This window comes from Clostridium sp., assembly GCF_036639235.1.
Taxonomy (GTDB): domain Bacteria; phylum Bacillota; class Clostridia; order Clostridiales; family Caloramatoraceae; genus Clostridium_AB.
In genome coordinates, this window is the sequence record NZ_JAVWJB010000003.1 from 57,253 (window position 1) to 77,046 (window position 19,794).

At 31.3% G+C, this 19,794-nt stretch carries 19 protein-coding genes and 1 riboswitch; of the genes, 12 read left to right on the plus strand and 7 right to left on the minus strand.

The window, feature by feature from the left end:
* Window positions 1–55: 55 nt before the first annotated feature.
* Complete coding sequence (locus RR539_RS01610) at window positions 56–1,366, minus strand: hemolysin family protein (RefSeq protein ID WP_332472936.1); 1,311 nt, start codon at window positions 1,364–1,366, stop codon at window positions 56–58.
* Between the two features lie 126 nt (window positions 1,367–1,492).
* Between RR539_RS01610 and RR539_RS01615 the strand changes: the two genes are divergently transcribed.
* Window positions 1,493–3,658, plus strand: coding sequence for a DNA topoisomerase III (locus RR539_RS01615; RefSeq protein ID WP_332472937.1), 2,166 nt, complete (start codon window positions 1,493–1,495; stop codon window positions 3,656–3,658).
* Here RR539_RS01615 and RR539_RS01620 read toward each other — a convergent pair.
* The 3 genes from RR539_RS01620 to RR539_RS01630 all read right to left on the minus strand — a co-directional run bounded on the left by RR539_RS01620 (window position 3,655) and on the right by RR539_RS01630 (window position 6,202).
* Window positions 3,655–4,050, minus strand: a complete 396-nt coding sequence (locus RR539_RS01620; protein ID WP_332472938.1) for an ACT domain-containing protein — start codon at window positions 4,048–4,050, stop codon at window positions 3,655–3,657. The two genes, RR539_RS01615 and RR539_RS01620, sit on opposite strands and share 4 nt — an antisense overlap.
* Before the next feature lie 41 nt (window positions 4,051–4,091).
* Window positions 4,092–4,182, minus strand: a riboswitch (guanidine-I (ykkC/yxkD leader).
* 35 nt (window positions 4,183–4,217) lie between these two features.
* On the minus strand, window positions 4,218–4,589 hold the full coding sequence (locus RR539_RS01625; protein WP_332483352.1) for a ribosomal maturation YjgA family protein: 372 nt from the start codon (window positions 4,587–4,589) through the stop codon (window positions 4,218–4,220).
* A gap of 56 nt (window positions 4,590–4,645) precedes the next feature.
* Window positions 4,646–6,202: an ABC-F family ATP-binding cassette domain-containing protein gene (locus RR539_RS01630; protein WP_332472940.1), complete on the minus strand. Its 1,557-nt coding sequence runs from the start codon at window positions 6,200–6,202 to the stop codon at window positions 4,646–4,648.
* A 191-nt stretch (window positions 6,203–6,393) separates the two neighbouring features.
* Between RR539_RS01630 and RR539_RS01635 the strand changes: the two genes are divergently transcribed.
* The 5 genes from RR539_RS01635 (at window position 6,394) to RR539_RS01655 (ending at window position 11,238) form a co-directional block, all read left to right on the plus strand.
* The gene (locus RR539_RS01635) at window positions 6,394–6,915 is read left to right on the plus strand and encodes a YcxB family protein (RefSeq protein WP_332472941.1); all 522 of its coding nucleotides are present in this window, start codon (window positions 6,394–6,396) and stop codon (window positions 6,913–6,915) included.
* A 19-nt stretch (window positions 6,916–6,934) separates the two neighbouring features.
* On the plus strand, window positions 6,935–7,060 hold the full coding sequence (locus RR539_RS01640) for a hypothetical protein (protein WP_332500171.1): 126 nt from the start codon (window positions 6,935–6,937) through the stop codon (window positions 7,058–7,060).
* Window positions 7,061–8,031: 971 nt separating this feature from the next.
* The gene (locus RR539_RS01645) at window positions 8,032–8,742 is read left to right on the plus strand and encodes a response regulator transcription factor (RefSeq protein ID WP_332472942.1); all 711 of its coding nucleotides are present in this window, start codon (window positions 8,032–8,034) and stop codon (window positions 8,740–8,742) included.
* Window positions 8,739–10,160, plus strand: a complete 1,422-nt coding sequence (locus tag RR539_RS01650) for a HAMP domain-containing sensor histidine kinase (RefSeq protein ID WP_332472943.1) — start codon at window positions 8,739–8,741, stop codon at window positions 10,158–10,160. The genes RR539_RS01645 and RR539_RS01650 overlap by 4 nt, the downstream gene beginning before the upstream one ends.
* Window positions 10,161–10,188: 28 nt before the next feature.
* Window positions 10,189–11,238: an HD-GYP domain-containing protein gene (locus RR539_RS01655; RefSeq protein ID WP_332472944.1), complete on the plus strand. Its 1,050-nt coding sequence runs from the start codon at window positions 10,189–10,191 to the stop codon at window positions 11,236–11,238.
* Between the two features lie 83 nt (window positions 11,239–11,321).
* Here RR539_RS01655 and RR539_RS01660 read toward each other — a convergent pair whose 3' ends face one another.
* Window positions 11,322–11,669, minus strand: coding sequence for a helix-turn-helix domain-containing protein (locus RR539_RS01660; protein WP_332472945.1), 348 nt, complete (start codon window positions 11,667–11,669; stop codon window positions 11,322–11,324).
* A 286-nt stretch (window positions 11,670–11,955) separates the two neighbouring features.
* On the opposite strand from RR539_RS01660, the gene RR539_RS01665 reads away from it, so the two are divergent.
* Both RR539_RS01665 and RR539_RS01670 read left to right on the plus strand, forming a co-directional pair.
* Window positions 11,956–12,351, plus strand: a complete 396-nt coding sequence (locus RR539_RS01665; protein ID WP_332472946.1) for a hypothetical protein — start codon at window positions 11,956–11,958, stop codon at window positions 12,349–12,351.
* 129 nt (window positions 12,352–12,480) lie between these two features.
* A complete protein-coding gene (locus RR539_RS01670; RefSeq protein WP_332472947.1) occupies window positions 12,481–13,386 on the plus strand; it encodes a DMT family transporter in 906 nt (301 codons plus the stop codon).
* A gap of 77 nt (window positions 13,387–13,463) precedes the next feature.
* Here the strand turns inward: RR539_RS01670 and RR539_RS01675 are convergent, their stop codons facing one another.
* Both RR539_RS01675 and RR539_RS01680 read right to left on the minus strand, forming a co-directional pair.
* Entirely contained in the window at window positions 13,464–14,696 is a 1,233-nt protein-coding gene (locus RR539_RS01675) for an aminopeptidase (protein ID WP_332472948.1), read from the minus strand.
* Entirely contained in the window at window positions 14,677–15,363 is a 687-nt protein-coding gene (locus tag RR539_RS01680) for a TIGR01906 family membrane protein (protein ID WP_332472949.1), read from the minus strand. The genes RR539_RS01675 and RR539_RS01680 overlap by 20 nt, the downstream gene beginning before the upstream one ends.
* Window positions 15,364–15,484: 121 nt before the next feature.
* Here RR539_RS01680 and RR539_RS01685 point away from each other — a divergent pair, with 121 nt between their 5' ends.
* Genes RR539_RS01685 through cobU form a run of 4 tightly spaced genes read left to right on the plus strand, consistent with a single transcriptional unit; the run spans window position 15,485 to window position 19,794 of the window.
* Complete coding sequence (locus RR539_RS01685) at window positions 15,485–17,275, plus strand: MutS-related protein (RefSeq protein WP_332500172.1); 1,791 nt, start codon at window positions 15,485–15,487, stop codon at window positions 17,273–17,275.
* 20 nt (window positions 17,276–17,295) lie between these two features.
* Entirely contained in the window at window positions 17,296–18,135 is an 840-nt protein-coding gene (locus RR539_RS01690; protein ID WP_332472951.1) for a M15 family metallopeptidase, read from the plus strand.
* A 47-nt stretch (window positions 18,136–18,182) separates the two neighbouring features.
* Window positions 18,183–19,277: a nicotinate-nucleotide--dimethylbenzimidazole phosphoribosyltransferase gene (gene cobT, locus RR539_RS01695; RefSeq protein ID WP_332472952.1), complete on the plus strand. Its 1,095-nt coding sequence runs from the start codon at window positions 18,183–18,185 to the stop codon at window positions 19,275–19,277.
* On the plus strand, window positions 19,246–19,794 hold the full coding sequence (cobU, locus tag RR539_RS01700) for a bifunctional adenosylcobinamide kinase/adenosylcobinamide-phosphate guanylyltransferase (RefSeq protein ID WP_332472953.1): 549 nt from the start codon (window positions 19,246–19,248) through the stop codon (window positions 19,792–19,794). The genes cobT and cobU overlap by 32 nt, the downstream gene beginning before the upstream one ends.

Genomic DNA, 19,794 nt, shown 5'->3' on the forward strand with positions numbered 1-19,794 from the left:
AAAAATATCAATATAAATAAAAACCGGATAGGTAAATTCCTATCCGGTTTGTTTTTTATTTGTTAAATGTTACTTTAATAGCCTGAATACGTCGCTCATCAATTTCATAAACTTCAAATTCTATGTTTTCATATACAGTAGAGTAGGTATTATCCACGTCTGGGATACTACCAAGTAGATCAAGTACAAATCCACCTATACTATCAGAGGTAGATGACTCAAGTTCTAAATCAAAATATTCATTAAATTCATCAATAGGTAAAAGACCATCTACAATATACACATTATCTTCAAGTTTTTGAATTTCCTTTTCATGTTCGTCATATTCGTCTGAAATATCACCCATAACTTCTTCAACAATGTCTTCTATAGTTGCAATACCAGAGAATCCTCCGTATTCATCAATTAAAATAGCTATATGGTTTTGGGTGTGTTTAAGTTCCTTAAATAAGTCATCAATATTCTTAGTTTCAGGGAAGAAGCAAGCAGGTCTTAATATATCACCTATGTTAAGGTTATCCGTGCCTTTAGTTAAGACTGCTTGAAATAGATCCTTAAGATATAAAATACCGATAATATTATCAGTATTATCTTCATATACAGGAATTCTAGTAAATTTTTCTTCCATAACATTTTTAATGATTTGATCTGTTGTATTATCTATATTAATGGCAAAAACCTCAGTTCTAGGAGTCATAATCTCCTTAGCCATAGTTTCATCAAAATCAAATATACTATGAATCATTTCTTCTTCAATATCGTTAATAATGCCATTTTCTTTACCGGCTAGAACCATAGACTTAATCTCTTCCCTTGATATTTTGTCATCAACATCAGTTGACTTAAGTCCAAATATTCTTACAAGAACATTTGTAGAGCCTGATAATAGCTTTACAAATGGGGTTGTTAGCTTGGATATAAAAAGAATAGGTTTTACTACACTAAGTGATATTTTCTCGGAATTTTGAAGTGCTATTCTCTTAGGAAGTAGCTCTCCTAAAACAAGAGTAATATAAGAAATTAGTATAGTAATTAAAAATAGTGAAATTTCATTGCTATATGGAATGTTAAACTTAACAAGGTACTGTGCAAAATAGCCAGATATACTAGTAGCAGCAGATGCACTTGCAAAGAATCCAGCAAAGGTAATACCTATCTGAATAGTTGCAAGGAAGTTACTAGGTTCCTTAAGAAGTTTCTGCAAAATAATCGCGTTTTTGTTCCCCTCTTCACACAATATGTTAACTTTGTTCTTGTTAACAGAAACAATAGCCATCTCAGCTGCTGCAAAAAAGGCATTAATTAAAACTAATACTAAAATTAAAATAAATTGTGGCAATAAACTTGATGCGGGACTAGAGTCCATTATTAAATTCCCCCTTATAAAATAGTTAATAATTATCTTAACATATCAGGATATTTTAATCAATTAGAATAAGAAAAGCGTAAATTATGATATACTCTATGTATATAAGATGAAAGGAATATTTATATGGGAAAAATATTAGTATTAGCAGAAAAACCATCTGTAGCTAGGGATATAGCTAGAGTTTTAAAGTGTAATAAAAAGGGGAATGGATTTTTAGAAGGGGATAAGTATGTTGTAACGTGGGCACTTGGGCATCTTGTTACACTATCAGACCCTGAACAATATGATGATAGATATAAGTCATGGAATATGGATGATATTCCTATAATACCTGAAAAGTTTAAGTATTCAATTATTAAGTCATCAGGTAAGCAGTTCCAAGCAGTTAAAAGCCAATTAGGCAGAGATGATGTTAGTGAAATAGTTATTGCAACAGATGCGGGACGTGAGGGCGAACTTGTTGCAAGACTTATATTATATAAGTCAGGATGCAAAAAGCCGATTAAGAGACTATGGATTTCATCTGTTACAGATAAGGCTATTAAGGAAGGGTTTAATAACCTTAAAAACGGAAATCAATATAATAACCTATATTCATCAGCACTTGCAAGAGCAGAAGCTGATTGGATAGTTGGAATTAACGCTACACGTGCATTAACATGTAAACACAATGCACAGCTATCATGCGGAAGAGTACAGACTCCAACTCTTGCTATGGTGCACCAAAGAGAAGAAGAGATTAGAAACTTTAAGCCTAAGGAGTTTTATACTTTAGAAGTTAAGGTAGGAAGTGATAGATTTTCATATGTATCAGGTAATGGAGAGAAGAGAATATTCTCAAAAGAAAAAGCAGAGGAAATTCTTAAAAAGGTTCAGGGGGGAGAGTTATCTATTGATGAGGTAGATAAAAAGAGTAAGAAAAGCTACCCTAAGGGACTATATGACTTAACAACACTTCAAACAGATGCAAATAGGATATGGGGATACTCAGCTAAGGAAACCCTGTCTATTATGCAAAGGCTATATGAAAGTCATAAGGTATTAACATATCCTAGAACTGACTCTAAATATATAAGTGATGATATAGTGGAAACCCTAAAGGATAGAGTAAAGGCTTGTAGAAGTGTTAATCCTTCAGCATGTAAAGAAATACTTTCTTATCCTATTAAGGGTACTAAGAGCTTTGTTGATAACGCTAGGGTGTCAGATCACCATGCTATAATTCCAACTGAGGAGTCACCAAACTATACAGACTTTACTAATAAGGAAAGAAATATTTACGACTTAGTTTGTAAAAGATTCCTTGCAATGCTTATGAAGCCTTGTGAATATGAAATATTAACTATAAAGGCATCTGTTAAGGGTGAGAAGTTTATAACTAGTGGTAGTAAAGTAGTTTCTAATGGGTGGAAGGATGTATATTCAGACTCAGAAGATGAGGAAGAAGGAGAGATTAAGTCATCCTATTCAAAGGGGGATATTATAAAGTCTATATCAGTTAGTAAGAATAGAGGGCAAACAGCACCGCCTTCACTATTTAATGAAGGAACTTTACTTGCAGCTATGGAAAACCCAGCTAAGTTTATTAATACTTCTAATAAAGAAATAATTAAGACACTTGGAGAAACAGGCGGAATAGGAACTGTTGCAACAAGAGCAGATATTATTGAGAAGTTATTTAATGGATTCCTTATAGAAAAAAGAGGTAAGGATGTAGTTGCAACTTCAAAGGGAAGACAGCTCTTGTCACTTGCACCTAAAGGGTTAACTTCACCTGAACTTACTGCTAAATGGGAAAAGAAGCTTCAAGAAATTACTAATGGTAAGTTAACTAAGGAAAAGTTTATGGAAGAAATAATATCCTATGCAAAGGAAGTAGCAAGGGATATTAAGGAAAGTGAAGATTCATTTAGACATGATAACCTAAGTACAGAAAAATGCCCAGACTGTGGGAAGAGAATGCTTATGGTTAACACTAAAAAGGGTAGAAGTCTTGTATGCCAAGACAGGGAATGTGGTCATAGAAAAAATGTTGCAATGGTTACAAACTCAAGATGTCCAAATTGTCATAAGAAATTAGAACTTAGAGGGCAAGGTGATGGAAGAATCTTTGTATGTAAGTGTGGTCATAGAGAAAAGCTTTCAGCATTTAATGAAAGAAAGAATAAGGAAAGTAATAAGGTATCTAAGAAGGAAGTCGGTAAGATAATGAAAAATATTAATAAGGAAGCTGAAGAGGATAAGAACAACCCATTTGCTTCCCTATTAAGTGGATTTAAAATAGATTAAGAAATAATAATTTTATAGCCAGAGTTCTCTAAGCAGCCTATAGCAGTGTCTATTTGGCTGCTTTTTACTAATATATAGTCTGTATTATATGTAGAAATAGCAAATATACTTATTTTATTAGTTGCTAAAATAGTACTTATCTTAGATAGTATACCTACAAGGGAAAAATCGAGTATCCCTTCGATTTTGAGTAATGACCAATTTTTATCACAAATAATTTCATCAATATTATTTGTAGGAATCAAAGACTGAGCACAGACAATTGATAACTCTTCTTCTGATCTAGAAATAGAGTAGAAATCCCCTTTTACTGACCAAGGGGGAATTTCTTTATTTGGGTTTATTTTGCAAATGCTGTATTGGTCTTTTAAAAGATTGATAGTTAAGTTCAATTAAATCACTCCTTATATAAAAATAAGCCTAGGAGAATATATTCTCCAAGGCTTTTATCCTTCCGTGTACACAACTGTGCTCATTCTCTTGGACCAGACTAGATAAACTACGGAACCCTAGAATGATTAGTTAAATTATATAATATATTAGTAAAAATATCAAATAATTACAGATTTGTAGATCTGTTTATTATATAAATAAGGATACATCCTATGAAGTAGCAAATAATATCATTTATATCAAATGTTTGTCCGATTGCTACTGACAATATAGGATTATTTTCAAGCTTTAATAGCTTAACTATATTTATATATTGAAGGAATTCTATAAAAGTAGCAAATATAAAAATATATAGTGGTAGTAGTTTTGTTTTAATTACGAAAAGTCCCTTAATTAGAAAATATATAAGTATTACAACGAGAATATCACCAATAAAGGGTCTTATAATCGAGTCATTAATAAATAGAGCTATAAAAAGTTCTATAATAAATGTTATAGAAAACAAAATTAGATATTTAAAGTTGAACTTAAATTTCATAAATACCTCCAAAAGAATACATAAAAGAGTTAGCAAAAGCTAACTCTTAAATTTGATTAAACTATTTTAGTTGTCCAGTTTTCACAGTTCCATACGTCTGTTACTATGTCTTGATAGAAGTCAGGTTCGTGGCAAATAAGAAGAATACTTCCCTTAAACTCCTTAAGTGCTCTTTTAAGTTCTTCCTTAGCATCAACATCAAGGTGGTTAGTAGGCTCATCAAGCACTAGGAAGTTATGCTCTCTGTTAATAAGCTTACATAATCTAACCTTAGCCTGCTCTCCACCACTTAGAACTACTATTTTACTTTCAATATGCTTAGTAGTAAGTCCACACTTAGCAAGTGCTGCACGTATTTCATATTGTGAATATGAAGGGAACTCCTTCCACAGTTCATCTATACATGAATTGTAGTTACCTTCCTTGATCTCCTGTTCAAAGTATCCTATATGAAGATAATCTCCAAGTTCAACTGAACCTGATATTGCTGGGATTTCTCCAAGAATACTTCTAAGTAAAGTTGTTTTACCAAGTCCGTTTGCACCAACTAGTGCTATCTTTTGGCCCCTTTCCATAGTAAGGTTAAGAGGTTTTGATAGTGGTGAGTCATATCCAACAACTAAATCCTTAGTAGTAAATAGGGTTTTACCTGAAGCTCTAGAAACCTTGAAATTAAACTCTGGCTTTGGCTTTTCTTGTTTAAGTTCGATTATATCCATTTTGTCTAGTTTCTTTTGTCTACTCATTGCCATGTTTCTAGTAGAAACTCTAGCTTTATTTCTAGCAACAAAGTCCTTAAGTTCTGCAATCTCATCCTGCTGCTTTTTATATGCTGCCTCAACCTGTTTTTGCTTAACTTCATATATACGCTGGAAATCATTGTAATCACCAACGTATCTATTTAGTTCAGCGTTTTCCATATGATAAACAAGATTGATAACGCTATTTAAGAATGGTATATCATGTGATATAAGAATGAAAGCATTATCATAATCTAGAAGATAGCGTTTAAGCCACTCTATATGCTGTTCATCAAGATAGTTAGTAGGCTCATCTAAAAGTAGAATATCAGGTTTCTCAAGTAGAAGCTTTGCAAGTAGTATTTTAGTTCTTTGACCACCACTAAGATCTGTAACGTTCTTCTCAAGACCTATATCTATAATACCAAGACCCCTTGCGATTTCCTCTACCTTAGTATCTATTGTGTAAAAATCATTGTTTGTTAATATATCTTGAAGTGTACCTGTTTCCTCCATTAAGGCCTCAAGTTCTTCAGGGGAAACATCACCCATCTTAAGGTATAGGTTATTAAGTTCAGTTTCTATATCGAATAGATACTGAAAAGCCCCCTTAAGAACATCACGTATAGTTTGACCCTTTTCAAGTGCAGTGTGCTGGTCAAGGTATCCAACTCTAACGTGTTTAGACCATTCGATATTTCCCTCATCAGGCTCAAGTTTAGAGGTGATAATATTCATAAATGTAGATTTACCCTCACCATTAGCTCCAATTAGCCCAATATGCTCCCCTTTTAGTAATCTAAAAGATACGTTATTAAATATGGCTCTATCTCCAAATCCATGGGTAAGATTTTTAACTGTAAGTATACTCATTTTAACTTCCTTTCATTAATAATATAAAACTTTAAATTCACATAAAATTATATAGTAGTTTCTTATTTTATACAATTAGTATAGTTATTAATTAACAGTAATAAACTATGTATAGTTGATATTATATTAAGATTGTTATAATATTAAATTATTCGAAATTTTATGGAAGATAATAATTAGGGGGGAATTATATGAAGATTAAATACGATATTACAAAAGATGATTACATAAAATTTAACATGTATCATCTTGAAAGTTCTTCAAATGTTAAGAAGGAATTAGTAATTCATAGATTTATTATACCTATGATGTTGGTAGGTCTTTCAGCTGCATTTTATGTTCTAACAGGATTACCATTACATATAGGTGTGCCTTTATTTTTAGGAATAGGTATTGTATGGGCAGTATTTTATCCTAAGTATTATAGAAAGAATGCACTTAAGAATGTAAGTAAAGTTGTTGATAGTGGATTCCAATCATCAGGTGTTAGTAAGAATACTATTAACGTATTAGATGAAGGAATACACTCAAGTTCAAGAGCAGGTCAAACTATTAATAGATGGGATGAAGTTAAAAAGGTTCACGAAACCGATGAGTATTTTTTCATTTATGTAACTGATAAGATAGCCCATGTTATTCCTAAGAGAGCATTTGCTAATAAGGAAGAAGAACACGAATTTATAGAAATTATCAATAGAAACATTGCTAAATAAGGGTTTAAGCCAAGTTAATATGAAAATATTAACTTGGCTTTTTGTTTGTGTACTTTCTACAAAAAGAGTATATCTACTAAAGGGAAAATTCAGAAAAATCATAGGTTTCTTTGGTAAGTTTTATACAAATGGTTACACAAAGTAAAAAAGAGATTATATGTAAAAATCCTAAATAGAGGTATTAATATTAACGATAATAATAGGAAAATGCCTAGAAAATGGTAACAAATTGTATTGAATTGTTGAATATATGATATAACGCGAAATATTATTGTTATTATTTGAATAATGTACGATTTGATTAAAAAATAAGTATTTGTTGAATTTCTACAAATATCAAATTATATTGAATAAATATTATTTTTTGAAAATTTAAGTGTAAACTAGCTATAAAGTTAGTTGTACCAATGGTTTGTATGACATTTTAACCTGAAAAATGATTATATTATGTTGCAGAAAAAACAACAAAAAACCTTAATGAAAACTATACAAAGGACTTGCTAGTGCAAATATACATTTTATGAAAAAGAGGTTGTAATTTTCGCTTTACTTGAGTATGATAAGAATATAAACAACAGGGAGGTGAAATAAATGTACGAATTCGGATTATTACTAGCTAAGGGTTACGAAGCTAAGGAAGTAGAAAACAAGAAGAAGAGCAACTTCGAAAACATGTTTGCAACTATGTATAAGAGCATGTAATTATTATAAAGCTAAGATTATTATAAACTAAACTTATTATTATTAAAAAAACTAAACTATTATTAGATATTATTAAATGATTGAAACAGCAGTTATTTATAAAACGGAGGTATACGTAATGTATGAATTTGGAACTTTAATTGCTAAAGGACTTGAAAATGACAAAAAGGTATCAACAAAAAAGTCAGAAAATATTTTCGTAAATATGTTCAAGTCAAGCAAATAGATTATTATTAAGAAATTAAATATAGAGATTATTATATTAAGATATTAAATGCAAGCCAAAAAATAATAAAAAATCATTAAAGAAGCGGATATAATCTAGCTTGGAGCCCCCCTCCAAGCTAGATTTTTTTATGTGTCAAAATTATACAAAATATTGTATAATTTTTATAGGAGGTGAGTTTTACCAATATGAAGGAAATAATTTTACTAATAGAAGATAACAAAGAGATTACCCAAGCGGTAAAGGAGTACTTAGAAAGCAAGAATAGAATTGTATATATTGCTAATGATGGCAATGAGGGAAGAAACATATTTAATAATAATATTGATAGAATAGATCTTGTAATTGTTGATATTGTAATGCCTGGACTAAGTGGGCTTGAACTTTGTAGTAGTATACGAATGAAAAGTGATGTGCCGATTATTATTTTAAGTGGCAAGTTTTCCGAAAGCGATAAGGTTATGGGATTTAAAGTAGGAGCAGATGATTATTTAACTAAGCCTTTTAGTCTAGTGGAGTTAGAGGCAAGAATAGATGCCCAGTTAAGAAGGTACAAAAGGTACATGGGTAAAGAGTGTAATGTAAGTAACTATGAATACTCTAGGGGGCTAAGTGTAAACCCAGACTCAGGTGAAGTAAGAGTTAATAAATCATATGTATCTTTAACTGCAAAGGAATATGATTTATTACTTCTTTTTTGCAAAAACCCATCTAAAATATTTACAAAAAAAGAGTTATACGAAAATGTATGGGGCGAAAAAGATATTTGTGGAAATAATACTGTAAATGTACATATAAAATCACTTAGAGAAAAGATAAAAGATGATCTGAAATCACCAAAATACATAAAAACTGTATGGGGTAGTGGTTATATTTTTATTGGGGAGCTTAAAGAATGAAAATAAAAAGTTGGGTTAGAGGTATCCATATAGTAATGGTTGTAACGGTTTTACTAACTTCAATTGCTGGACTTTTTATATTAAGGGAGCAAAGTGAGGTTCGTGAAGAGCTACTCTCTAGCCGTATTAAGGATAGGCTAAATGTTTACGATAAAGTTTTAAGTGATGGACGAATATATAATGTCGCCTATGACTTTGAAGGCCTTTTTAATGAAGAAGGAATAGATGTTGAAGTTTTTTCATCTAACGGAATTCAATTATATTCTACAAAACCATTAAAGGGCAATGTTCAGGCACTTGGATCCTCAGAGTTTTATAAGGATCTTTATAAAATAAAGTTTAATGAAGGTAAACCAACTATTACAAAACTTGCACTCATTAATGGAAAAGTAACAGGTATGTATAAAATTACATTAACTGGAGATGAAGATAACCTAATATATATTAGTCATTTTAATATTGCATGTACAATACTTGCGGTGACAACATTAATATCATTAGTGTTTATTTCTAGAATTATAAAGACGAAGATGACAAGGCCAATTAATAATCTTTCAAATGCTATGACAGGTTTTGCAAAGGGGCAGAATGTTGAGGTAGACATTCAAGGTAATAATGAAATCTCTATGCTTTCTAAGGTGTTTTGCAGCATGAAAGATGAAATTACACAGCAGCAACAGGTTATTGAAGAAGAAAAAAAAGCCAGAGAGTATATGGTAGCAACAATTTCACATGACTTAAAAAGTCCATTAACATCTATTAGAGTTTATTCAGAGATTTTATCTAATGAAAAGGAAGACGTGGATAAGCTAACAAAGGTTATTATGGATAAATGTGATTATATGAACGAAATGATTGAGGACTTATTAGAGTATTCTGTACTAACAACTAATGATGTTATGGATGTTGTTAGTGTTGAAGGAGACGAATTTTTTAACATGATATTTGATGGATGTGACGATCTTTGTAATAAGAAGAATATATTATATGAATCAAGTATATTATGTAGTGGTGAGTACAATGTTAATGTTAAAGAAATGATGAGAGCTATAGATAATCTGATATCAAATGCTATTACATATACTAAAGAAGGTAACAAGATATGGACAGGGGTATATTCAAGTGAATATGATTTACCACCTTGGGTAGATTGCGAATTTAGAAAAGAGATTAGTAATATGAAGTCAAATGGATTAGTCGTAATTATTAAAAACCAAGGGGATTATATTAATAGCGAAAAGATAGAGCAAATATTTGATCCCTTCTACAAGTGCGAAGGCGGTAAAAGTTCTAAAGGCACAGGCCTTGGACTTAGTATAGTCAAGCTAATTGTAGAAAAGCATAATGGGCAAATTAAACTATATTCTAAAGAAGACAGTGGCAACATTTTTGTATTCAACTTAAATAGATTAAGCTAGTTATGGTTTAAATTAATGGGGTGATAACTTGAAATTCGTTAAGCTTGACTGTGTAGAAGATGGAGACATACTAGGTCAACATATTCTTACTATGGACGGTAATACTCTTTTAAAAGAAGGGGTTGTTTTAAATAGTGTTTTTATTGATAAGCTACGTAAAATAGGTGTTGGATATGTGTATATAAAAGATGAGGATGCATCTGAACTTGGGACTGAATACAGGGAAATGGCAAAACTAAAAACAGAGGTTTTAAAGTCATTTTCAAATGTGTTTTCTAATCTTCAAAGAGGAGAAAAACCTGTATTTAAGGAGGTTTTAGGTAAGGTAGACAGTATGGTTGAGTTTATACAGGACCATCAAGAAATAAATTCTACATACTTATCAGACCTAAAAACATACGACAATTATACATATATACATTCTCTTAATGTGGCTATGCTTTCAATATTCTTTGGTACTAAGCTAAATAAGAATAAAGAAAGTCTTACTGAACTTGGAGTTGCAGGTATGCTTCATGACATAGGGAAAACAAAAATCCCTATAGAAATTCTTAATAAAAGCGGAAAGCTATCAAATGAAGAATTTCAAATTATGAAGATGCATCCTATATATGGCTATGAAATAACAAGAGGTAGTGATGATATAACTGAGGCAGCTAGGTGTGCCATATTATATCATCACGAGAAGTTAGATGGCTCTGGTTATCCCCATGGTTTACTAGGGAAGGAAATTGATAATATTTCTAAAATAGTATGTATAAGTGATGTATACGATGCGGTTGCAAGTGATAGGGTGTATAGAAAGGCATTTTCACCAAGTGATTCCTATGAATATATATTAGGTGGTTGTGGTTCCCTATTTGACCACAAATTAGTTGAGATATTTAAGGATAATTTTTCACTATATCCTATTGGAACAAAGGTTATGCTTTCAACAGGTGAAGTTGGCACTATAATAGGGCATAATATAGGTTTTCCAGATAAGCCAATTGTTAATATTATTAACAGAATAGGTTCAGATAAGAGAATTAACCTAATTAAAAAACTTGATATTTGTATTGTTGAAAATATCAAGTAGAATCCATTAAAAAAGCACCATAACTTATGGTGCTTTTTTAGTTGATCCTAAAAATTATAAATAGTCCGCTTAAGTAAAAAATGTTACTGTGATTGTAATAGTCCCATAAATTTTAACGCTATAGAAGTGCTCTCTATAAATTTAATATTAGAGTCTTCCATATTGAGAATTGATTTGATCTTCTTTATACGATATCTAATAGTATTTTCATGCTGGAAAAGATCCTCAGCAACCCGTTTGAAATTTCCATCATTGTTTATAAATGATTCTAGGGTAACATAAAGTTCAGAATGATTTTCTTTATCGTATTGTTTGATTGGATCAATAATGTTTAATGAAAAGTTTGTTAATTCCTCAGAGTTAACACTTTGGGAAAGAATTAGAACAATGTCATTTTGAGAAAGTCTACAATTATTACTTTGGAGTAGCATTATATATCCCCCTTTGACCTTAGTAATATATTGAAATATGTCTTATTTATTATTATACACAGACTTTGTATTTATTTAAATGCAAAAAGTGGAAAAACCATGCAAATTCTTAAAAATTTATAATTTATTTTGAAAATTATAAAAATATAAAGGGGAAGATATGATTTCGTCATGAATAATTTCATATATTGAAAGGAAAACTTGATATAATCATAAGTTTTGTATAAAATATTAATGATATATAAAAATGATGCCGAAAATGGACCTGTAGACAGGAGGGATATTGTTGAATCAGCAATTAGAAGAAAATGCGTCGTATAACTTAAGAATTACTAAAATATCAGGGGAAAAATCTCAGGAAGAGAATACTACTAAAGCAAGTGCTATATTTAATATTGAAGGTGGACTGATAAACGAAATAAGCAAGAAACTTAGGGTATTTCTAAAGGACAATAACCTTTCAGGTGGGATTATGGATATGAGCGTATCTACATTTGAAGTGGATATTATTAATAAGGCATCTAATGGAGATAAGTCAGCAGACTTACTTATAATAGATTTTATTGATAGTCTAAGAGAAGAGTACAAAGTTACAATAGATAACAATTTTAATGGTCTTGAAGTTACAACAGATGAGCTTAATAAGTTAATTTCAGACATATGTGTTGAGACTAACAGTTAACATAATAATTGGGTTTAAAGATATAGATATTAGTAGGCACTAAGTTTATATCTTTTTATTTTGTCTAGTTTAGCTTAATGACGTGCTAAATATGTAATACAATTAGATAAATAAAGCGGAGGATATATAATGAAGTATTTAACAGAGAAAAAGTGGATAATAATGATTGCAGCATTTTGCTCCGTATTGTGGGGAAGTGCATTTCCGGTACTAAAACTTGGTTATGCAGAAATGGGAATTGAACATGATATATTTGGCAAGATTCTTCTAGCTGGTATGAGGTTCTTTATAGCATCACTAATAATAATTTTTATATTAAAAATATTTATAAAAGAGCCACTTAAAATATCTAAAAAGGATTTTTCAAGGTTAAGCGTACTTGGATTTTTCCAAACAGCTATGTTATACCTATTCTTTTATATTGGGTTATCTAATACTACAGGTATGAAGGGTGCAATTCTGTCTTCAGCAGAAAACTTCTTTGTAGTATTATTTGCACATTTTGTATATAAAAATGATAAAATAAACTACAATAAAATCCTTGGACTAGCCCTAGGGTTTTTAGGAATTATATTTGCAAATTGGGGTAAGGACTTTGGATTTGAATTTACCTTAACAGGTGAAGGATTTATGATTATATCAACTATTTCAGCTGCAATAGCAACTATTATAACTAAGGAAATATGTAGGGATATACATCCATTTGTAGCCAATGCATATCAAATGTTAATAGGCTCATTAATGTTACTTACACTTGGAATAGGCTGCAGGGGATATGAAAATATGGTGTTTACACCAATGGCTACTGGGTTATTAATATATTCAGCATTTCTTTCTGCAATAGCATTTTCATTATGGTTTGCCCTACTTAAGTACAATAAGGCAGGAGAAATTACTATTTATAGATTTATAATACCAGTATCAGGTGTTATATTATCAGGTCTTATTATTCCTGGGGAAGGATTTAGTATTTATACAGTAATCTCATTAATATGCGTTGCTATAGGAGTAAGTGTAGTTAATAGAGGAAAGTAAAAATATAATAATAGGATGATGTGAAAATATGATTTTCAAAAGTTTGAGGCTGCTTAAATAAGCAGCCTCTTTTATATTTAGAATGTAAATTCACCATTTTCAAATATTAGTATGTTTTTGTTGTCTTTAGTTGTTGCAGTAATGTTAAGGTCATTTGAGCCTACCATAAAGTCAACATGTGTAATTGAAACATTTCCACCCTTAGCTAGAAGCTCATCATCACTTAGGTTATCTCCATTTACTATGTTAGTAGTATAGCAGCTACCTAGTGCAAAGTGGCAAGATGCATTTTCATCAAATAGTGTTGAGTAGAATATCTTACCTGTTTGGTTAATTGGTGATGAGAATGGTACAAGTGCAACTTCACCAAGGTATGCAGCACCTTCATCTGTTTCAAGTAATCCCTTAAGCGATTCTTCACCTGTTTTTGCTGAATATGAAACAACCTTGCCATCCTTAAATTCTAGTGTAAAGTCTTCTATTAAGCTACCTCTATAGTTAAGAGGCATAGTGCTCTTAAGTGTTCCGTTAACGCTATTACGTTTTGGCATAGTAAACACTTCTTCAGTTGGCATATTAGCAACAAAGTAAATACCATTTTGGCTATTTTCTCCCCCACCTTGCCATAGTGCACCCTCAGGTAAATCAAGGGTAATATCCATAGTTGATGACTTATAGTGTAGAGTTTTAATATCTAGACTATTTAGGTGTTTAACCCTATTTTCTAATTTATTAAGATGTTCATTCCAAGCAGCAACAGGATCTTCAAGATCTGTTCTAGTTGCACTAAATATTAAGTCATATAGTGATGAAAGTGCAGCACTATCATCAAGGGTTGGGAACATTTTGTTTGCCCATTTAAGTGATGGAACCTGTGCAACGCACCATGTAGCCTTAGAAGCTGAAACATGGTCATGATGATTTTTAAGCTTAAGACCAGCTGCCTTAGATGCTCTAGCAACCTTAGTTGAATCAATTCCCTTAAGTAGATCTGGGTCAACACCCTTAACACTTAGGTATGCAGCGTTTTCCATATCTGAAGTTTCATACATTGCCTTCATAAATTCAGGATAATAGTCAAAGTACTCATCTTTACAAGTTTCGTAGTAAAGTCTTGTAGCCTCATCACATTGCCAGTTTATATGTACATGTTTTGCACCTACTTCATATGCATTTGATAGAAGCTTAAGTGCAAAATCCTTGTTTTCAATTGAACATGATATTATAAGAAGCTGTCCTTCCTGGACATTTATACCTTTTTGTATAATTAGTTTTGCATAGTTATTAAGTTTATTTTCGAATGTTAGCATAGTTATCCTCCTTTAGTTTCTTATTAAATAAGTATAGCATTATAAATAAGGCTATTGTAAGTGTTATTGATATGGTTATAAAAAGAACAAATATATTAATAGTATGTGAAAGGAAAAAGCTTTCAGGCATAATGTTAATAATTATACTTGTATTAGGGTTTAGTAGCCAATAGTCATTGGTAAAAAGTAGTTCATGGAAAACTATAAAGCTTTCGCTAAAGTTAAGGGCGCATAAAATTAAAAACCCTATAATTCCCATACTAAATATATAATAGGACTTAATAATGCTTAAAATGTATTCTCTTCCTCTAAGATAGGTTTTATGTAGCATATAAAGTGAAAGTCCTAAAATAACTATTCCTACTACAAAAGCTATTTTACCAATATTAAATAGGTGTAAAACATCCTTCATATGGATTATTTCTTTCCTTTCAAAATAACCATTTCTATTTAGATTATCACTACTGCCCTTAAGATATTCAATAACCTCATCTGCAATAATTTCTGGATTAATGTTTCTTTCAATAACCATTTGGTTTTGGTAGGTGTTATTTATATGAAACTGTTTAATATAAAAGTCTTTATCGTAGGTAGAAATAAATAGGGATCCAAGTAATATTACTAAAAAACTTGAAACTGATATTAGGGTTAAATAAAAATATTTCATAACTGTCCTCCATAAATATGTATAGACCTATTATAGAGGAGAGTATGAAAAATATAAAGAATATAAGAAAATAAATCAAAAATAGGATATAATATCAATATAAACAGTAAGGAGAGATTAAATGATTAATATAGAAAGTATTAATACCAAAATAGAGGCTTTAAATAGAGAATTAAGTAGCAACGGGAAAAAGTTTAATACTATTAGTTATATGAGGCTTTTATCAATAGCTCTAGTTATATTTTTATGTATAAGGTTTATTGGAGAGGGAATTAATTTTATAGAAGGAAGTTTAATTATTTTAAGTATTTTAGTGTTTTCCTATTTTGTATGGCAACATATGAAGCTTAAGAAAATAGAAAAAAGAATAATTTCCCTTAAAAATGTTTACCAAAGATATATAGATAGAATAAATGGAAACTGGAAGAAATTTAAGGATATTGGGGAAGAATTCATAGACCTTGAGCATAAGTATTCAAGCGATTTAGATATTTTCTCTAAAGGGTCATTATTTCAGTTAATTAACTGTACTAATACACATGAGGGTAGAAGACTTCTTAGTGAATCATTGCTTCTTAAGGGGGATGTTAAGAATATTAAATCTAAGCAGCAGGGTGTAGAAGAGCTTTCAGATAAGTTAGATTTTGTTTGTAAGCTAGAGGGTCTTGCAGCTCTTAACTGTAGCAGTAGTAATAATTCAAGTGATCTAGTTAAGTTTTTAGATAATACAGATTCAAAGAAGGTAGGCAGATTATTTAAGGGTATAGTGTTTATGCTTCCTATAGTTCTTATTACACTTATATTCCTATCATACTTAACACTTAATAAGGTGTTTTTAAATGCTACATATGTAGTGATTATTATTAATATTGTTTTAACAGGTTATATTTTCTTAAAGGGATATAGTGGATTCACAAGTGTTACACCCTTTAAGAGAGAGTTTAAGTCTTATGTTGAGATATTCTCACTTATAGAAAATGAGGAATTTAAAAGTGAATATATTAATCAAATTAAAGAAACTTTAACCAAAAATGAATCAGCAAGTGGTACAATTAAAAAGCTTGAAAAAATAACATCTAATATAGATATGAGATATAATCCAGTAGCATTTTTAATTCTTAATATATTTTTCCTATGGGACTTTCAGTGTATGTTTTCACTTGAAGACTTTAAGTCTAAGTATGGATGCGATATAAAGGATTATATTAATGCAGTTGGAAAGTTTGAAGAGGCAATAAGTCTTTCAACTATTAAGAATGTATGTAAAATAACTACGGTTCCTAGTATAATAGAAGATAGAGTATGTGTTCAGGGGGAAGATGTTGGTCATCCTTTAATAGATAATAATATAAGGGTTACCAATAATGCACATATAGACGGAAAGATACTTGTAATTACAGGGTCTAATATGTCAGGTAAAACAACATACCTTAGAACCCTTGGAATTAACCTGATTCTTGCATATACAGGGGCTAGGGTCGTAGCATCAAAATTCAAGTGTAGTCACATGGATGTTGTAACTTCTATGAGAATATCAGATAATCTAGAAATGGGTATATCAACCTTCTATGCAGAACTTCTAAAGATTAAGAAGATAATCGATGCGTCTAAGGAAAATAAGCCTATGATATTCTTAATAGATGAGATATTTAGGGGAACAAATTCCCAGGATAGAATAGTAGGAGCTATTAATGTGGTTAACAATCTTTCAAAGCCTAATATTATAGGTGGAATATCAACACATGATTTTGAATTGTGTGATATAGACAACAAAAAGATTGCTAATTATCACTTTGAAGAGCACTACAAAGAGGGCAAGATATTATTTGACTACAAGATAAAAGAGGGGATTAGTACAACCAAAAACGCTAGATTCTTAATGAGGATGGTTGGAATAGACATAAAAGAATAAGATACAATTACGGGGTTAAAATGAAAAAAACGAATGAGAAGCAGAGGAAAATTCAAAGCCTATGCCTTGCTATGGCTATTATGCTTACAGCAAATCTTATATATGGTGATGTATTTAAGGGTAAATCAACTGAGGTTTATAGCGGAAATAGTGATGTTTTAGGTGGCAAAAACATAAATAATATAGACAATACTAAGCCTTCAAAGGAACTCGAGAAGGCTCAGCCTATTCAAGAAGAAAAGTCATCTGTTAGTGATGAGGATAAAATACGTAGACTTATTAAAGATGATAAAGATAATATTCTAAGACTTGTTAACGAAGATAATAAGGTAGATGATAAGGATCTTAGAAACAGTCTAGTAGTACCAAATGTTAGCCTTGTTGATACGGGCAAAAATGAGAAGAACCTACTAAGAAAAGAAGCGGCTAGTGCATTAGAGAATATGTTATTAGATGCTAAAAATAATAAGCTAACAATATATCTAAGTAGCGGGTATAGGTCAAAGGAAAGACAAATTCAGGTGTATAATGCTAAGGTATATAACTCTGGTAACAAGGAGCAGGCATTTGTTGCAAAACCAGGACATAGTGAGCATCAAACAGGACTTGCAGTTGACCTTACAAGCAAAAGTGTTAAGTTTAAGCTAATACAGGATTTTCAATATACTGCTGAGGGTAAGTGGTTATATGAAAATGCACATAAGTATGGCTTCATATTAAGATATCCAAAGAATAAGAAGGATGAAACAGGATATGCCTTTGAACCTTGGCATTTTAGATATGTAGGGGTAGAGGTTAGTACATATATGAAAAAGCATAACTTAACCCTAGAAAAATTATATGAGAAATTAAATTTGTAGCTTAAAACTGTAGGAAACTACAGTTTTTTTTGCTTTGGAGGGATAATATGTATAAGGAAATATTAATGGGGATTAGTAGTGGAAGTAGTGAATATAGATGCAGGAGCCAAGTGAAGTTAGATGGGCTAATTAAACCTTTAAAAAGCCTTGGACATCTTGAAACTATAGCAAGTAAAATGTGCAGCATACAAAGAACATTAACTCCATCTTGTAATAAGAAGGTAGTAGTTGTTATGGCATCAGATAATGGAGTGCACGAGGAGGGGGTTGCCTCAGCTCCCCAAAGTGTAACAGCAACGCAAACAATTAACTTTTTAAGAGGAATTTCAGGTATATCGGTCATTGCAAAGTCTAACTCAACTGATCTTAAAGTAATAGACGTTGGGGTTAATGCTAATATTAGTTATCCAGGACTTTTGAATAAGAAGGTAAGTTATGGAACGAGAAATAGTGCCAAGGAACCTGCTATGACTGAAAAGGAGTGTACTCAGGCTATAGAGGTAGGAATTGATGCTGTAGGGCAGCTAAAGGAAGAAGGGTATGATATTATAGGAACCGGTGAAATGGGAATAGGTAATACAACAACAAGTTCATCACTACTAATAATGTTAACAGGGTGCTCAACTGAAGAGGCTGTTGGGAGAGGTGCAGGTCTTACAGATGAACAGTTTAATCTTAAGAAGGAAGTAATAGAAAAAATAATTAATCTTCATAAACCGTATAATATTACAGGCTTTGAAGCACTAAGAAGGGTTGGAGGATTTGATATTGCAGCACTTGTTGGAATGTATCTAGGAGCAGCATATTATAAAATGCCTATTGTTATAGATGGATTTATATCTATTGTAGCAGCTCTATGCGCATATAGGATTAACCCTTTATGTAAAGACTATATGTTTGCCTCACATATATCAGTTGAGAGGGGGTATAATATAGCTATTAGAGAACTTGATTTAAGGCCAATGATTAACCTTGATATGAGACTCGGTGAGGGAACAGGATGTCCTATAGCATTTAATATAATAAGTACAGCATGTGATATTATTAATAATATGGGGACATTTGAAGATGGAAACGTAGACCTTTTAGATTATAAGGACCACTGGAGGGATGAAGATGATACTTGTAACAGGAGGGGCTAGAAGTGGAAAGTCTAGCTACGCAGAAAGTATATTAAGTGAACTTGATAACTGTCTATATATAGCAACATCAATTCCCTTTGATGATGAGATGAAGGATAGAGTTGAAAAACATAGGGAGCAAAGGCCAAAGTCCTGGGATACTCTAGAATCTTATAAGGATTTTGATAGGAGTTTGAATAATATTATTAATAACTATGATGGGGTTATTATTGATTGCATAACTATTATGGTATCGAATATACTACTTGATAATTGTGTTAATATGACCCATGAAGAGTTTGTACTTGCTGAGAAGCAGGCTATAGAAGAAGTTAATAAGCTACTTGATAAGTTAAGTAGCTATAATGGAATAGCTGTAATTGTAACTAATGAAGTTGGATTTGGAGTTGTACCTGAAAGTAAGCTTGGAAGATATTTTAGGGACATAGCAGGTAGGATTAATCAGATGATAGCAAAAAGATCAGATGAGGTTTATCTTGTAGTATCATCAATTCCTATGTGCATTAAAAAGGTGTAG

Excerpts from the sequence above, each read along its gene's own strand:
- RR539_RS01610 (WP_332472936.1), bottom strand. The coding sequence starts at position 1,366 with ATGGACTCTAGTCCCGCATCAAGTTTATTGCCACAATTTATTTTAATT.
- RR539_RS01645 (WP_332472942.1), top strand. The coding sequence starts at position 8,032 with ATGAAGGAAATAATTTTACTAATAGAAGATAACAAAGAGATTACCCAA.
- RR539_RS01640 (WP_332500171.1), top strand. The coding sequence starts at position 6,935 with ATGAAAATATTAACTTGGCTTTTTGTTTGTGTACTTTCTACAAAAAGA.
- RR539_RS01650 (WP_332472943.1), top strand. The coding sequence starts at position 8,739 with ATGAAAATAAAAAGTTGGGTTAGAGGTATCCATATAGTAATGGTTGTA.
- RR539_RS01630 (WP_332472940.1), bottom strand. The coding sequence starts at position 6,202 with ATGAGTATACTTACAGTTAAAAATCTTACCCATGGATTTGGAGATAGA.
- RR539_RS01685 (WP_332500172.1), top strand. The coding sequence starts at position 15,485 with ATGATTAATATAGAAAGTATTAATACCAAAATAGAGGCTTTAAATAGA.
- RR539_RS01670 (WP_332472947.1), top strand. The coding sequence starts at position 12,481 with ATGAAGTATTTAACAGAGAAAAAGTGGATAATAATGATTGCAGCATTT.
- cobT (WP_332472952.1), top strand. The coding sequence starts at position 18,183 with ATGTATAAGGAAATATTAATGGGGATTAGTAGTGGAAGTAGTGAATAT.
- RR539_RS01615 (WP_332472937.1), top strand. The coding sequence starts at position 1,493 with ATGGGAAAAATATTAGTATTAGCAGAAAAACCATCTGTAGCTAGGGAT.
- RR539_RS01660 (WP_332472945.1), bottom strand. The coding sequence starts at position 11,669 with ATGCTACTCCAAAGTAATAATTGTAGACTTTCTCAAAATGACATTGTT.
- RR539_RS01675 (WP_332472948.1), bottom strand. The coding sequence starts at position 14,696 with ATGCTAACATTCGAAAATAAACTTAATAACTATGCAAAACTAATTATA.
- RR539_RS01680 (WP_332472949.1), bottom strand. The coding sequence starts at position 15,363 with ATGAAATATTTTTATTTAACCCTAATATCAGTTTCAAGTTTTTTAGTA.
- RR539_RS01635 (WP_332472941.1), top strand. The coding sequence starts at position 6,394 with ATGAAGATTAAATACGATATTACAAAAGATGATTACATAAAATTTAAC.
- cobU (WP_332472953.1), top strand. The coding sequence starts at position 19,246 with ATGAAGATGATACTTGTAACAGGAGGGGCTAGAAGTGGAAAGTCTAGC.
- RR539_RS01690 (WP_332472951.1), top strand. The coding sequence starts at position 17,296 with ATGAAAAAAACGAATGAGAAGCAGAGGAAAATTCAAAGCCTATGCCTT.
- RR539_RS01625 (WP_332483352.1), bottom strand. The coding sequence starts at position 4,589 with ATGAAATTTAAGTTCAACTTTAAATATCTAATTTTGTTTTCTATAACA.